Raw genomic sequence first — 14,371 nt, forward strand, 5'->3', positions numbered from 1 at the left:
ACCTTTAAGCCCGATCTGCCAGAACCGTGGAAGGCAGGTGAAGGCAGCAGTGCACGCCGGCTCGTGCGGCTCCCCCGACCGGGGAGCCGTACGGGCCGGCGGACGCCGAAGCCGACCCTCGTGTTTGTGTACATCGTCCGGCGGATGATCGCCGCGGTGGCCCTGCTGCTCGTCGTCAGCGCGATCACCTTTGCGATTTTCTTCCTGCTGCCCAGGCTGGCCGGCGGCACCGTCGACTCGCTTGCCACCCAGTACATCGGCAAGAACCCGTCACCGGAGTCGATCGCCGCGGTCAAGCAGAACCTCGGCCTCGACCAGCCCCTGCACCACCAGTTCTGGGAGTTCCTGAAGGGGATATTCGTCGGCCGCGAGTTCAACTTCGGCCCGCAGCCCTCGCAGTGCCACGCGCCCTGCCTCGGCTACTCCTTCAAGGACCACGTCGAGGTCTGGCCCCAGATGCTGGAGCGCCTGCCGGTCACGGCCTCCCTCGCCTTCGGCGCGGCCGTCGTCTGGCTGGTCACCGGCGTGACCACCGGCGTCATCTCCGCCCTGCGCCCCGGCTCGCTCTTCGACCGCGTGGCCATGGGCGTGGCGCTCGCCGGCGTCTCGCTGCCCATGTTCTTCACCGGCGTCCTGTCGCTGGCGCTGTTCGTCTTCAACTGGCCGATCTTCACCAACGTGTACGTCGACTTCTCCGAAGACCCGGCCGGCTGGTTCCAGGCGCTCGTCCTGCCCTGGTGCACCCTCGCCTTCCTCTACTCGGCGCTCTACGCCCGCCTCACCCGGGCCGGGATGCTGGAGACGATGAGCGAGGACTACATCCGCACCGCCCGCGCCAAGGGCCTGCGCGAGCGCGTCGTGGTGACCCGGCACGGCCTGAGGTCCGCACTGACGCCGATCATCACCATCTTCGGCATGGACTTCGGGCTCCTCCTCGGCGGCGCCATCGTCACCGAGACCGTCTTCTCGTACCACGGGGTCGGCGAGTACGCCTACCAGGCGATCGCGGTCAACGACCTCCCGAAGATCCTCGGCGTGACCCTGTTCGCCGCGTTCTTCATCGTGTTGTGCAACCTGGTGGTCGACCTCGTCTACGCCATCATCGACCCGAGGGTGAGGCTGTCGTGACCGACCCGACGAAGCCCGTCAGCGGTGCCGGCCAGGGCACCGGAACCGCCGCCGGCACCGCAGCCGCGACGGCCCCCGCCGCGCCCGGGGCCTTCCTCGACGTCCGCGACCTGCGGGTCCACTTCCCCACGGACGACGGCCTGGTGAAATCGGTCGACGGACTCTCCTTCCAGCTGGAGAAGGGCAAGACCCTCGGCATCGTGGGCGAGTCGGGCTCCGGCAAGTCCGTCACCTCGCTGGCCCTCATGGGCCTGCACCGCGTCGGCAACGGCGGCCGCTCCAGCGCCTCCCTCTCGGGCGAGGTCTGGCTGGACGGCAGGGAACTGCTCTCCGCCCACCCGGAGGAGGTGCGCAAGCTGCGCGGCCGGGAGATGGCGATGATCTTCCAGGACCCGCTGAGCGCGATGCACCCCTACTACACCATCGGCTCCCAGATCGTGGAGGCCTACCGGGTCCACCACGACGTGAGCAAGAAGGCCGCGCGCGCCCGGGCCGTCGAGATGCTGGACCGCGTCGGCATCCCCGAACCCGGCAAGCGGGTGGACAACTACCCGCACGAGTTCTCGGGCGGCATGCGCCAGCGCGCCATGATCGCGATGGCTCTGGTGAACAACCCCGAGCTGCTCATCGCGGACGAGCCGACGACCGCCCTCGACGTCACCGTCCAGGCGCAGATCCTCGACCTCATCCGGGACCTGCAGAAGGAGTTCGGCTCCGCGGTCATCATGATCACCCACGACCTCGGCGTGGTCGCCGAGATGGCCGACGACATCCTCGTGATGTACGGCGGCCGGTGCGTGGAGCGCGGTTCCGCCGAGAAGGTCTTCTACGAACCCCGCCACCCGTACACCTGGGGCCTGCTCGGTTCGATGCCCCGCATCGACCGCGACCAGACCGAGCGGCTCATCCCGGTCAAGGGCTCGCCGCCCAGCCTGATCAACATCCCCAGCGGCTGTGCCTTCAATCCGCGCTGCCCGTACGCCGACGTGCCCAAGGACGGGATCACCCGCACCCGGCGGCCCGAGCTGACCGAGGACGGGCACAAGCACTGGTCCGCCTGCCACATGCCGACGGAGCAGCGGACCCGGATCTGGACCGAAGAGATTGCGCCGAAGCTGTGACCGAGGACATGAAGAAGACGGATGCCCCCGGCGTCCCCGCGCAGCGGGCGGAGGAGCCCGGGCCGCTGCTCAAGGTGTCCGGGCTGACCAAGCACTTCCCGATCCACAAGGGGCTGCTGCGCCGCCAGTCCGGCGCGGTCCAGGCCGTCGACGGCCTCGACTTCGAGGTGCGGCGCGGTGAGACCCTCGGGGTCGTGGGCGAGTCCGGTTGCGGCAAGTCCACGATGGGCCGGCTGCTCACCCGGCTGCTGGAGCCCACGGGCGGGACCATCGAGTTCGAGGGCAGGGACATCACCCACCTCGGGGCCTCGGCCATGCGGCCGCTGCGCCGAGACATCCAGATGATCTTCCAGGACCCGTACGGCTCGCTGAACCCGCGCCACACGGTCGGCACGATCGTCAGCGCCCCCTTCAAGCTGCAGGGCGTGCAGCCGGAGGGCGGGCTCAAGGCGGAGGTCCAGCGGCTGCTGTCGCTGGTGGGCCTCAACCCGGAGCACTACAACCGCTACCCGCACGAGTTCTCCGGCGGCCAGCGCCAGCGCATCGGCATCGCCCGCGCCCTGGCCCTGAACCCGAAGCTCGTCGTCGCGGACGAGCCGGTCTCGGCGCTGGACGTGTCGATCCAGGCCCAGGTGGTCAACCTGCTGGACGACCTCCAGGAGGAGCTCGGCCTCACCTACGTGATCATCGCGCACGACCTGTCGGTCATCCGGCACGTGTCCGACCGCATCGCCGTGATGTACCTCGGCAAGCTCGTGGAACTGGCCGACAGGACCGCGCTCTACGAGACCCCGATGCACCCGTACACCAAGGCGCTGCTGTCGGCCGTACCGGTGCCGGACCCGCGCCGGCGGGGCGCGAAGAGCGGGCGCATCCTCCTCAAGGGCGACGTGCCCTCGCCGATCTCGCCGCCGAGCGGGTGCCGCTTCCACACGCGGTGCTGGAAGGCCACGCAGATCTGCACGACGCAGGAACCGCCGCTGCTGGCGCTGAAGACGGGCCACCAGGTGGCCTGCCACCACCCGGAGAACGCCCCCGACCAGGCCCCGGGCGACAAGCCCCTGCCCGGCGCGGCGGACGCGGTGGCGAAGACGACGGAGTAACCGGGCCGGCGGAGCCGGACAACCCGGCTCCGCCTGGCACTCTCCGGCTCCGCCGCACCAATCCAGCCCCGCCGGCGTTTGAGGCGCGGGGTCCGGGGCGGAGCCCCAGGTCCTTGAGCCGCACCGGCCCCGCACCCCGCACCCCGCCCCACCCCGTCACCCCGTCGGGAGACGAGGGGCGACAATGACCCGGTGCTCCACGATCTCTTCCCGCCCGGGGTCCAGCATGCGCTGGACCTCGCCGGCATCTTCGTCTTCGCCACCGCCGGCGCCCTGCTCGCCGTCCGCAAGAACTTCGACGTCTTCGGCATCGCCGTCCTCGCCCTGGTCACGGCCCTCGGCGGCGGCCTCTTCCGCGACCTCGTCATCGGCGCGGTCCCGCCGGCCGCCTTCGGCGAGCTCAGTTTCTTCGTCACGCCGCTGATCGCCGCCGCGCTCGTCTTCGTCCTGCACCCCGAGGTCCAGCGGATCAACCGGGCCATCAACGTGTTCGACGCCGCCGGCCTCGCGCTGTTCTGTGTGACGGGCACGACCAAGGCCTACGAGTACGGCCTCGGCCTCACCGCGTCCGCCGCGCTCGGTCTCGCCACGGCCGTCGGCGGCGGCGTACTGCGCGACGTACTCGCCAACGAGGTGCCCTCGCTGCTGCGCGACCGCGAGATGTACGCCGTGCCCGCGACCGTCGGCGCCGCGATGGTCGCCGTCTTCATCGCCCTGGACTCCCTCAACGCCGTCACCACCGGCCTGGCGATCGTCACCACGTTCGTTCTGCGGATCCTCGCCATGCGCTACCACTGGCGGGCCCCGCTGGCCTGGAACCGGCGCTCTTCGGTGGCCGAAGAGCCGTAACACGAGAAAGCTACCGCTTAGTAGCAACGCGGTGTACCGTCGTTTTCATGTCACACGCAGCTGCCAAGGCATCCATCGGCGACAGTGAGTTCGACCGCGACACCAGCATCACCGCACGCGCGGACGAGCCCGGGGTGTACGACGCGGAACTCTCCGCCGGGTGGACGATCATCGCCGCCGTCAACGGCGGCTACCTGCTGGCCCTGGTCGGCCGGGCCCTCTCCGCGGCCCTCCCGCACCCGGACCCCTTCACCGTCTCCGCGCACTACCTGACCTCCTCCGTGCCCGGCCCCGCCGTGATCCGCACGCAGGTGGTCCGGGTCGGCCGCACCCTCTCCACCGGACAGGCCTCGCTGTTCCAGTTCGACGAGAGCGGCGCCGAGGTCGAGCGCATCCGCGTCCTCGCCTCCTACGGCGACCTCGCGGCCCTGCCGGACGACGTCCGCACGGTCGCCGAGCCGCCCGTCATGCCCGCCTACGAGGACTGCGTCGGCCCCGAGGCCGGCCCGGCCCCGATCCCCGGCAGCTCCGCCATCGTGGACCGGCTCCGGCTCCGGCTGGACCCGGCGACCGCGGGATGGGCCGTCGGCGCCCCCTCGGGCAAGGGCGAGATGCGGGCCTGGTTCGAGCTGGCCGACGGCCGCGACGCCGACCCGCTGTCCATGCTCCTCGCGGTGGACGCGCTGCCGCCGACCGCCTTCGACCTCGGCCTGGTGGCCTGGACCCCGACCGTGGAACTCACCACGCACGTCCGCCGCCGCCCGGCCCCCGGCCCGCTCCGGGTCGCCATCACCACCCGCAACCTGGCCGGCGGTTTCCTGGAGGAGGACGCCGAAGTCTGGGACTCGACGGACCACCTGGTGGCCCAGTCCCGCCAACTGGCCCGCGCGCTCCGCTCCTAGACGGACTCCGTCCGTCGGGGGCGCCGGGGGTGGCGCCGGCCGAATCCGGCCCCGCCGGCGTTTGAGGCGGGGCCCCCGGACGGAATCCGGGGGAGGGTCTGGGGCGGAGCCCCAGGGGACGGCCGGGGTCCCGCCGGGCGGACCGGCACCGGCGGGCTCGTAGAATCGGGGGATCATGGCCTACCTCGACCACGCCGCCACCACCCCGATGCTGCCGGAGGCCGCCGCGGCGATGACCGCGCAGTTCGCCGCCACGGGCAACGCCTCCTCCCTGCACGCCGCCGGCCGCCGGGCCCGCCGTACCGTCGAGGAGGCCCGCGAGGCCTTCGCCGACGCGGTCGGCGGCCGCCCCAGCGAGGTGGTGTTCACCGCCGGCGGCACGGAGGCCGACAACCTCGCCGTCAAGGGCCTCTACTGGGCCCGGCGCGACGCCGACCCGGCCCGGACCCGGGTCCTCGCCAGCCCCGTCGAACACCACGCCGTGCTCGACGCCGTCCACTGGCTCGCCGAACACGAGGGCGCCCGCGTCGAGTACCTGCCCGTGGACCGCTACGGCCGCGTGCACCCCGACGCCTTCCGGGAAGCCGTCGAGCGCAACCCCGACGACGTGGCCCTGGCCACCGTCATGTGGGCGAACAACGAGATCGGCACCGTCATGCCGGTCCGCGAACTGGCCGCCGTCGCCCGCGAGCACGGGATCCCGCTGCACTCCGACGCCGTCCAGGCCTTCGGGCAGCTCGACGTCCACTTCGCCGACAGCGGCCTCGCCGCCATGACCGTCAGCGGCCACAAGGTCGGCGGCCCCTACGGCATCGGCGCGCTGCTCCTGGGCCGCGACCAGACCCCCGTACCCGTCCTGCACGGCGGCGGCCAGGAGCGGCACGTCCGCTCCGGCACCCTCGACGTGCCCGCCATCGCCGCCTTCGCGGTGGCCGCGGTCCTCGCCGCCGAGCGGCGGGAGCGGTTCGCCACCGAGATCGGCGCCCTGCGCGACGAGCTGGTCGCCGCCGTCCGCGCGGCCGTGCCCGACGCCGTCCTCGGGGGAGACCCCGAGGGGCGGCTTCCGGCCAATGCCCACTTCAGCTTCCCCGGCTGCGAGGGCGACTCCCTGCTGCTCCTGCTCGACGCCCAGGGCATCGAGTGCTCCACCGGCTCCGCCTGCACCGCCGGAGTGGCCCAGCCGAGCCACGTCCTGCTCGCCACCGGCACCGACCCGCAGCTGGCCCGCGGCACCCTGCGCTTCTCCCTCGGCCACACCTCCACCAAGGAGGACGTCGCGGCCGTGGCCGCGGCCATCGGCCCGGCGGTGGAACGCGCCCGCACGGCGGGCCTCAGCTAGGGCCGGACTTCGCCGCGAGCGCTTCCCGAACGAGGCGTACGTAGCGGTCCCAGTCCCAGTGGGGGCCGGGATCCGTGTGGTCGGCGCCCGGCACCTCGGAGTGCCCGACGAGGTGGGCGCGGTCCGCCGGTATCTCGTACCGGCGGCAGATGTCCGCCGCCAGCCGGGCCGAGGCCGCGTACATCGCGTCCGTGAAGTCCTTCGGGCGGTCCACGAAGCCGACGTGCTCGATGCCGATGCTGCGCTCGTTCATCTTGCGGTTCGCCGCGTGGAAGGCCACGTCCATCTCGCGCACCAGCTGCTCCACGTGGCCGTCGCCGCGCACCATGTAGTGCGCCGACGCCCGGTGGAACGGGTTCTTGAAGGCCTGCACCGAGCCCTCGAAGCTGCCCTGTGTGACATGGACGACGATCCGGTCCACCCGGTAGTCGTCGGGCCGGTCCGCCATCCGCCAGTTCGCGGGCGAGGCCGAGGTCCAGCTCGCGCCCACGTGGTCGATCTCGCCTTCCTTGCGCGGCTTGGCCACTCCCGGTATCAGCCACCGGGCCCGGCCGATCTCGTCGCGGCCGGCGACGGCCGCCGCCGCGAAGACCCCGAGCCCGCCGAACAGCACCGCCCTGCGGGTCCGGTTCCGCGGTTTCGATCTTTTGTTCCCGAGTTCGGTCATGTGATCCACCCCCCGTACCCGATAACGCGCTGTGACCCCGGCCGGTTCCCCCGTACCCTGGAAGGCGCTATGACTGAGAACCTGCCGCGCACCGCCCGCCCCCTTCGCGTCCTGGCCGCCATGTCCGGCGGCGTGGACTCCGCCGTCGCCGCCGCCCGCGCGGTCGAAGCCGGGCACGACGTGACCGGCGTCCACCTCGCCCTCTCCGCGAACCCGCAGTCCTTCCGGACCGGCGCCCGCGGCTGCTGCACCATCGAGGACTCCCGCGACGCCCGCCGCGCCGCCGACGTCATCGGCATCCCGTTCTACGTCTGGGACCTGGCCGAGCGCTTCCGCGAGGACGTCGTCGAGGACTTCATCTCCGAGTACGAGGCCGGGCGCACCCCGAACCCCTGCCTGCGCTGCAACGAGAAGATCAAGTTCGCGGCGCTGCTCGACAAGGCCCTCGCCCTCGGCTTCGACGCCGTCTGCACCGGCCACTACGCCACCGTCGTGCTGAACGAGGACGGCTCCCGCGAGCTGCACCGCGCCTGCGACATGGCCAAGGACCAGTCGTACGTCCTCGGCGTCCTCGACGAGAAGCAGCTCGCCCACGCGCTCTTCCCGCTCGGCGACACCCTCACCACCAAGGACGAGATCCGCGCCGAGGCCGAGCGCCGGGGCCTGGCCGTCGCGAAGAAGCCCGACAGCCACGACATCTGCTTCATCGCCGACGGCGACACCCAGGGCTTCCTCGCCGACCGCCTCGGAAAGGCCGAGGGCGACATCGTCGACGAGGCGACCGGCGAGAAGGTCGGCACCCACGAGGGTGCCTTCGGCTTCACCATCGGCCAGCGCAAGGGCCTGCGCATCGGCCACCCCGCCCCCGACGGCAAGCCGCGCTACGTCCTCGACATCTCCCCGGTGAACAACACCGTCACCGTCGGCCCGGTCGAGGCCCTCGACGTCACCGCCCTCACCGCGATCCGCCCCCGCTGGTGCGGAGCCGTGGCCGCCGCCCCGGGCACGTACACCGCCCAGCTGCGGGCCCACGGCGGCGAGACCGAGGTCTTCGCCGAGGTCGTGGACGGCGAGCTGCGCGTCTCCTTCACCGAGCCGGTCCGCGGCGTGGCACCCGGCCAGGCGATCGTGCTCTACGACGGCACCCGCGTGGTCGGCTCCGCCACCATCGCGACGACCACCCGGGCCGCCGCCGCCGTCTGACCGGCGCCCCGCACGGCACGACGCCGCGGCCCCCCGTGCGGGCCGCGGCGTCTCGCTGTCCGGGATCAGGCCGCCGGGTACCAGACGGTGCCGCGGCCGCCGTGCTGGGTGAGGGTGGTGGCGATGATCTCGCCCTCCTGGAAGTAGCGCGGGTGCTGCTGCAGGAAGCCGGGGAAGGAGTCCAGGGACGTCGCGTCACAGACCCCGTCGGTCTGGATGCAGTGGCGCTGGACGGGGACGCCCGGGAAGTCCTCCGGCCCGGTGCCGGGGGAGTAGGCCACGAACGGGATGAGGACCCCCTCCGGGACCAGGCGCCAGAAACCGGTTCCGGGCTGCATCGGGTCGGAGTAGAGCATGCCGTCGACCCGCTCGCGCGGCACCTCGGTGCCGTGGTCGGCGATCGTCTGGAGCAGCAGGTCGGCGACCCAGGCGCCCTGGGAGTACCCGGCGACCGTGAAGGTCGCGTTCGGGTCGGCGCGGTAGGCCTCCTCCAGGGCGGCCTTGGCGTTCCAGTAGCCCTGGTTCACGCTGTCGCCGAAGCTCGGCGCGAAGGGGGCCGGCTGCTCGTTGTGGCTCCCGACGAAGGGGCCGCCGCTGGCCACGTAGCAGACCGGTATCGCGATGCCCCCGTTCAGATCCCTGTTCGCGGCGTCGAAGCTCGTGGTGCATCCGGGCGCGTCCGCGGCCGCGCCGGTGCCGCCGATCTCGATGTAGTAGTGGTTCGCCGGGGCGGCGTGCGCGCCGGTCGGTGCGACGACGGCGCCGGCGAGCAGTAAGACCGTCGACGCGACGACGGACTTGAGGCGGCGGGTGAGCCTGTTCGGCTTCGTGGTGGTGGACATACGGGTCAGCTCCCCTGGGTCGAGGCGGCGCCGCGTCGGGTGCGGCGACAGGCACTCATCGTGGTGTTCGTGCTGGTCGGCGGACCATGCCCGCAACCGGCCATATGTGGCCGGTGGGCCGCGCCCCGTGGTTTGACCGGGATCCCGGAGGACATCGGACACAGGTGGCAGGAGCGTCGTCAGGAGAAAGGGCGTACAAGTGAGCGGCCGGTTCGGTGCGTTGCTCCGCGGGTTGCGGCACGAGGCGGGGATGACGCAGGAGCAGTTGGCCGAGCGGTCCCGGCTGGGGGTCCGCACCATCCACCGGCTGGAGACCGGCAAACCCACCGACGCCCGGATGGGAACGGTGAAGCAGGTCGCGCACGCACTGGCCGACGAGCTGCGCCGCGACCGGGACGAGCTCTGGGCGGACCTGCTGGCCGCCCACCGGGGCACCGGGAGCCCCGCCGGGCAGGCCGCGGGGGAGGGCGTACGCGATCAGCCGTCCGCGCCCGTGGCGGCTCCGGCTCCCGCAGCCGCCTCCGTACCGGATCCCGTACCGGATCCCGTACCGGATCCCGCGCCGGCCCGGCCGGGGCGTCCCGGCACGCTGCCGACGTCCCGGGGCGCCCTGGCCGCCGTCGCCGAGGCGCTCGCCCACGACGTCCACGGCCGCTGCATCCGCGAGGAGGAGCAGCGCCGCGTCCACGACCCCTTCCCGCTGCCCGTGCGCTGGCGCGCTGCGCCCGCCGAGCTGCTCGACCACCGGGCCAACATCAGCGGTGCTCCACCCGGGGCCTCCGACGCGCCCGGAGCACCCGGAGCCGCCGACGGGCCGCCGTCCCTGGACGGCGGCCTCACCGACATCGCCGACGTCTACCGGCGCGTCCGGTCCGGCCGGCTGGTGGTGCTCGGCCGGGCCGGCTCCGGCAAGACCGTCCTCGTCCTGCGGTTCGTCCTCGACCACCTGGGGGCCCGCACCCCCGGCGAGCCCGTGCCCGTGGTCTTCAGCATGGGATCGTGGGACCCGACCGGCACCACCCTGCGCGACTGGCTGATCGCCCGGCTGCTGCGCGACCACCCGCACCTCGACGCGAGCGCACCCGGCGGCTCCACGCTCGCCGCCGCCCTGGTGGACGCCGGATGGATCCTGCCGGTGCTGGACGGGTTCGACGAGATGGCCACCGGGCTGCTCGGCGTCGCCCTGCGCGAGCTCAACACCAGCGCGCTGCCGTTGCTCCTGACCAGCCGCACCGAGCAGTTCGCCGAGGCCGTCGGGGTCGAGGTGCTCCGCCGGACCGCGGGGATCGAGCTGCTGGACCTGGACGCCGACGACCTGGTCCGCTACCTGCCCCGCACCGCGCGCCCCACCGCACCGGCCGACCCCGACGGCCGGGCCGCCACCGGCTGGGACCCCGTGCTGGAGCGGCTGCGCACGGATCCGGAGGGCGCTCCCGGCGCCCGCCTCGCGGCCGTGCTTCGCACCCCCCTGATGGTCCTGCTCGCCCGGACCGTCTACAGCGACACGCCGGCCCAGGACCCGGCCGTACTGCTGGACTCCGCACGCTTCCCGACCCCGGGGGCCGTCGAGGAGCACCTGCTGGCCGGGTTCGTGCCGAGCGTCTACGGGTCGCCCCCCACGGCCGTCCCGGGCGCACGCCGCGCGCGCGGACCCCGTACCTGGGACCCGCAGCGCGCCCGGCACTACCTGGGCCACCTCGCCGGGCACCTGGACCGGCCCGGGCGGCGCGAGGGTCAGGACCTGGCCTGGTGGCAGCTGCGCGAGTCACTGCCGCTGACCTCGCGGATCCTGGCCGTCGTCCTCGCCTGCTCGCTGGTCACCGCGGTCGCCGACTGGCTGGTCTTCCCCGCCAAGAACCTGGCGGCCGGCCACGGCGCCGCCTTCGCGCTCGGTGCGGGCCTGCTGGACGCGCTGCTGTTCGGCCCCGCCGTCGGCCTCGCCTTCGGGCTGGTCCACGGACTCGTGGCCGTGCTCGGGATCCGGGCGTTCGAGCCGTCGCGGGTGCGGATGCGGCTGCCGGGCCGCCGCCGGCCGTCCGCCGGGCCGTCCCTGCGCCGGGTCGCCACTCTCGTACCGGCCGGACTGCTGGGCGGCTGCGTGATGGGCCTCGGGTGCGGGCTCGCCTACACCGTCGGTGCGCAGCTGACGTACGGCGGGGTGCTGGTCAACCCGGCGGTGATCGAGGCGACGGCCGTCAACTGCCTGATGTACGGGCTCACGTTCGCCCTGGCGGGAGGGCTCGTACTCGGGCTCGTGGCCACCCTGGAGACCCCCATCGACCTCGGCCGCGCCGCCACCCCGACGGACCTGCTGGCCATCAACCGCAGCATCGTGGTGCGCCAGGCCCTCTTCCTCGCGCCGATGCTCACGGTGGTGATCGCCTTCGGCGGCCGGCTCATGACCGAGCTGCTCCAGGGCGTCGTCGGCCCCCTGACGTGGCCGATGGCCGACGGGCTCGCGCTCGGCGCCGTGGGCGGGGTGGCCGGAGCGCTCTCCTACGCCCTGGCGTTCACCGCCTGGGGCCAGTGGGTGCTCCTGACCCGCGTCTGGCTGCCGCTGACCGGGCGCCTCCCCTGGGCGACCGTCGCCTTCCTGGAGGACGCCTACCGGCGCGGCGTGCTGCGCCAGGTCGGCGCCGTCTACCAGTTCCGCCACGCCCGGCTCCAGCGCCACCTGCGCGGACGGCCCAGGAGCTAGGTCCGGACAGGGCCTGGGCCCTGTCCTGGGCCGTGGGCCGTCCCGCGGCGGACCGCGCCGCTCAGGCGACGGTCAGGACGATCTTGCCGGGGGTGCGGCCCAGTTCGCCGATCTCGTGGGCCTTCGCCGCCTGCTCCAGCGGCAGCACCGTGTCGATCAGCGGCTTCAGCAGGCCCTGCTCGGCCAGGGCGGCGATCTCCCGCAGGCCCTGCAGGTCGGGCTCCACGAGGACCCAGGAGGCGTGCACGCCCTCCGTGTCGGCGGGGAGGCCCTCCGGGCCGCTCAGCAGGGTCACCAGGTGGCCGCCCGGCTTGAGCACCTTCAGGGAGCGCCGCGTGTAGTCCCCGCCGATGGCGTCGACCACGACGTCCACGCCGGAGACGGCGTCCTCGAAGTCCGTGGTGCGGTAGTCGATCACCTCGTCGGCGCCGAGCTCGCGCAGCAGCGCGTGCTTGCCGGCGCTCGCCGTGCCGATCACGTACGCGCCGCGGGCCTTGGCGATCTGCACCGCCAGGTGCCCGACCCCGCCGGCCGCCGCGTGCACGAGCACCCGCTGCCCGGCCGCGACCCCGGCCGTGTCCACCAGCGCCTGCCAGGCGGTCAGCCCCGCCAGCGGCAGCGCGGCCGCCTGCACGTGGTCGAGGGAGGCGGGCTTGCGGGCGAAGTGCCGGGCGGGGGCGGTCACGTACTCGGCGTATCCGCCGGCCTGCCGCGGGAAGCGGGGCATGCCGTACACCTCGTCGCCGGCCCGGTACAGGGTCACGCCCGGTCCGACGGCCTCGACCGTGCCCGAGACGTCCCAGCCGACCATCGGGACCGGCCCCCAGGGGATCATGGCGCCGCTCTCGCGGGTCTTCCAGTCCACCGGGTTCACCCCGGCGGCGCGGACCCGTACCAGGATCTCGCCCAGGCCCGGCTCGGGCCGGTCCAGCTCGGTCTCGGTCAGGACCTCGGGTCCGCCCCACTGGCTGACGACGATGGCGCGCATGGTTTCTCCTCTGGTGCGATGCGTGTGATTCGCGTGATTCGTGTGTTCTCGTGCTGCTGCCGCACCAGCTTCGGCTCCGTGGCACCCTCGTGGTATTGGCCGTACGGCCACCATGTGACAGGATCTGGCCATGCACAGGATCGCGGTACTGGCCCTCGAAGGCGTCCCCCCGTTCGAGCTCGGGATCCCCTCCCGGGTCTTCGGCAATGCCTTCGACGAGGCCGGGAACCCGCTCTACGAGCTCACCGTCTGCACCGCCGACGGACAGCCGGTGACCAGCGACGCGGGCTTCACCGTGGGCGTCTCGGCGGGAGCCGAGGCCCTCGCCGCGGCCGACACCGTGATCATCACGCCCACGCACGCCATGGACGAGCTCGCACACGGCTCGCCCCTGCCGCAGCCCCTGGTCGACGCCCTCGCCGCGATCAGGCCCGGCACCCGGCTGGTCTCCCTCTGCACCGGCTCGTACGTCCTCGCCGCCGCCGGACTGCTCGACGGCCGGTCCGCCACCACGCACTGGCGGCACGCCCCCGAGTTCCAGCGCGGCTTCCCGCGCGTCCGGCTCGACGAGGAGGTGCTCTTCGTCGACGACGGCGACATCCTCACCTCGGCGGGCGTGGCCGCCGGCGTCGACCTCTGCCTCTACATGATCCGCCGGGACCACGGCACGGCCGTGGCCAATCGGGCCGCGCGCCTGTGCGTCGTACCGCCCTGGCGCGACGGCGGGCAGGCCCAGTACATCGACCGGCCCGTCCCCGAACCCACCATGGCCACCACCACCGCCACCCGCGCCTGGGCCCTGGAACGCCTCGCCGAACCGGTCACCCTCGCCGAACTGGCCGCCCACGCCCGGATGAGCCTGCGCACCTTCACCCGGCGCTTCCGCGACGAGGCCGGCATGACCCCGGTGCAGTGGCTCACCGCCCAACGCCTCGAAGTGGCCCGCCACTTGCTGGAGTCCAGCGACCTTCCGGTCGACCTGGTCGCCCACCGGTCCGGCTTCGGCTCCGCCAACTCCCTGCGCCAGCACATGCGTGCCGCCCTCGGCATCTCCCCGATCGCCTACCGGCGCACCTTCCAGCCCGCGCAGGCATGACCCCGGACGTAATCGCCGCGGCCGGCGCGCGCTGACAGGATCGGATCAACGGGCCCGGACCGACGGGCCGGTCGACAGGGGAGCCGACCATGACCGCGTACGCCATCGCCCACATCCGCCCCGAGACCATGAACGAGGACGTCCTCGACTACATCGAGCGGATCCAGTCGACCATGGACCCCTTCGAGGGCCGCTTCCTCGTGCACGGCAAGGAGGTCGAGGTCCTGGAGGGCCCCTTCCCCGGCACCGTCGTCGTGATCGGCTTCCCGGACATCGAGCGGGCCCGCGCCTGGTACGCCTCGCGCGCCTACCAGGCCATCCTCCCGCTGCGCACCGACCACATCGCCGGCGAGGTCATCCTCGTCGAGGGCGTCCCCGCCGACTACGACGCCTCCGGGACGGCCGCCCGTCTGCGCGAAGAAGCCGGGCTCTGAC

At 73.1% G+C, this 14,371-nt stretch carries 13 protein-coding genes; 10 read left to right on the forward strand and 3 right to left on the reverse strand.

The genetic code is table 11. The features are described 5' to 3' along the window. The first annotated feature begins 120 nt into the window (after nt 1–120). The 6 genes from ACZ4VT_RS08025 to ACZ4VT_RS08050 all read left to right on the forward strand — a co-directional run bounded on the left by ACZ4VT_RS08025 (nt 121) and on the right by ACZ4VT_RS08050 (nt 6,442). Complete coding sequence (locus ACZ4VT_RS08025) at nt 121–1,128, forward strand: ABC transporter permease (protein ID WP_362805376.1); 1,008 nt, start codon at nt 121–123, stop codon at nt 1,126–1,128. Further along, nucleotides 1,125–2,249 carry an ABC transporter ATP-binding protein gene (locus tag ACZ4VT_RS08030; RefSeq protein ID WP_467947657.1) on the forward strand — a complete coding sequence of 375 codons (1,125 nt, stop codon included), beginning with the start codon at nt 1,125–1,127 and terminating at the stop codon, nt 2,247–2,249. The genes ACZ4VT_RS08025 and ACZ4VT_RS08030 overlap by 4 nt, the downstream gene beginning before the upstream one ends. An 8-nt stretch (nt 2,250–2,257) precedes the next feature. Further along, nucleotides 2,258–3,352 (forward strand): ABC transporter ATP-binding protein, encoded by a 1,095-nt coding sequence (locus tag ACZ4VT_RS08035; protein WP_467947659.1) that lies wholly within the window; start codon nt 2,258–2,260, stop codon nt 3,350–3,352. Between the two features lie 192 nt (nt 3,353–3,544). Further along, nucleotides 3,545–4,201, forward strand: coding sequence for a trimeric intracellular cation channel family protein (locus tag ACZ4VT_RS08040; protein WP_362805370.1), 657 nt, complete (start codon nt 3,545–3,547; stop codon nt 4,199–4,201). Between the two features lie 47 nt (nt 4,202–4,248). Then, entirely contained in the window at nt 4,249–5,103 is an 855-nt protein-coding gene (locus ACZ4VT_RS08045; RefSeq protein ID WP_467947661.1) for a thioesterase family protein, read from the forward strand. A gap of 175 nt (nt 5,104–5,278) precedes the next feature. Next, nucleotides 5,279–6,442, forward strand: a complete 1,164-nt coding sequence (locus ACZ4VT_RS08050; protein ID WP_467947663.1) for a cysteine desulfurase family protein — start codon at nt 5,279–5,281, stop codon at nt 6,440–6,442. Here ACZ4VT_RS08050 and ACZ4VT_RS08055 read toward each other — a convergent pair. Beyond that, nucleotides 6,435–7,109, reverse strand: a complete 675-nt coding sequence (locus ACZ4VT_RS08055; protein WP_467947665.1) for an N-acetylmuramoyl-L-alanine amidase — start codon at nt 7,107–7,109, stop codon at nt 6,435–6,437. The genes ACZ4VT_RS08050 and ACZ4VT_RS08055 overlap by 8 nt on opposite strands. 69 nt (nt 7,110–7,178) lie before the next feature. Here ACZ4VT_RS08055 and mnmA point away from each other — a divergent pair, with 69 nt between their 5' ends. Then, nucleotides 7,179–8,312 carry a tRNA 2-thiouridine(34) synthase MnmA gene (gene mnmA, locus ACZ4VT_RS08060; protein WP_467947667.1) on the forward strand — a complete coding sequence of 378 codons (1,134 nt, stop codon included), beginning with the start codon at nt 7,179–7,181 and terminating at the stop codon, nt 8,310–8,312. 65 nt (nt 8,313–8,377) lie between these two features. Here the strand turns inward: mnmA and ACZ4VT_RS08065 are convergent, their stop codons facing one another. Then, entirely contained in the window at nt 8,378–9,154 is a 777-nt protein-coding gene (locus ACZ4VT_RS08065) for a PE-PPE domain-containing protein (RefSeq protein ID WP_467947668.1), read from the reverse strand. A gap of 199 nt (nt 9,155–9,353) precedes the next feature. Between ACZ4VT_RS08065 and ACZ4VT_RS08070 the strand changes: the two genes are divergently transcribed. Beyond that, nucleotides 9,354–11,852 (forward strand): helix-turn-helix transcriptional regulator, encoded by a 2,499-nt coding sequence (locus tag ACZ4VT_RS08070; RefSeq protein WP_467947669.1) that lies wholly within the window; start codon nt 9,354–9,356, stop codon nt 11,850–11,852. Between the two features lie 61 nt (nt 11,853–11,913). On the opposite strand, the gene ACZ4VT_RS08075 is transcribed toward ACZ4VT_RS08070, so the two are convergent. After that, a complete protein-coding gene (locus tag ACZ4VT_RS08075) occupies nt 11,914–12,840 on the reverse strand; it encodes an NADP-dependent oxidoreductase (RefSeq protein WP_467947671.1) in 927 nt (308 codons plus the stop codon). A 130-nt stretch (nt 12,841–12,970) separates the two neighbouring features. Between ACZ4VT_RS08075 and ACZ4VT_RS08080 the strand changes: the two genes are divergently transcribed. Continuing rightward, a complete protein-coding gene (locus ACZ4VT_RS08080) occupies nt 12,971–13,936 on the forward strand; it encodes a GlxA family transcriptional regulator (RefSeq protein ID WP_467947673.1) in 966 nt (321 codons plus the stop codon). 89 nt (nt 13,937–14,025) lie between these two features. Further along, nucleotides 14,026–14,370, forward strand: a complete 345-nt coding sequence (locus ACZ4VT_RS08085; protein WP_467947675.1) for a DUF1330 domain-containing protein — start codon at nt 14,026–14,028, stop codon at nt 14,368–14,370. Nucleotide 14,371: the final 1 nt, after the last annotated feature.

It is taken from the genome of Streptomyces sp. NPDC029164 (assembly GCF_055563995.1).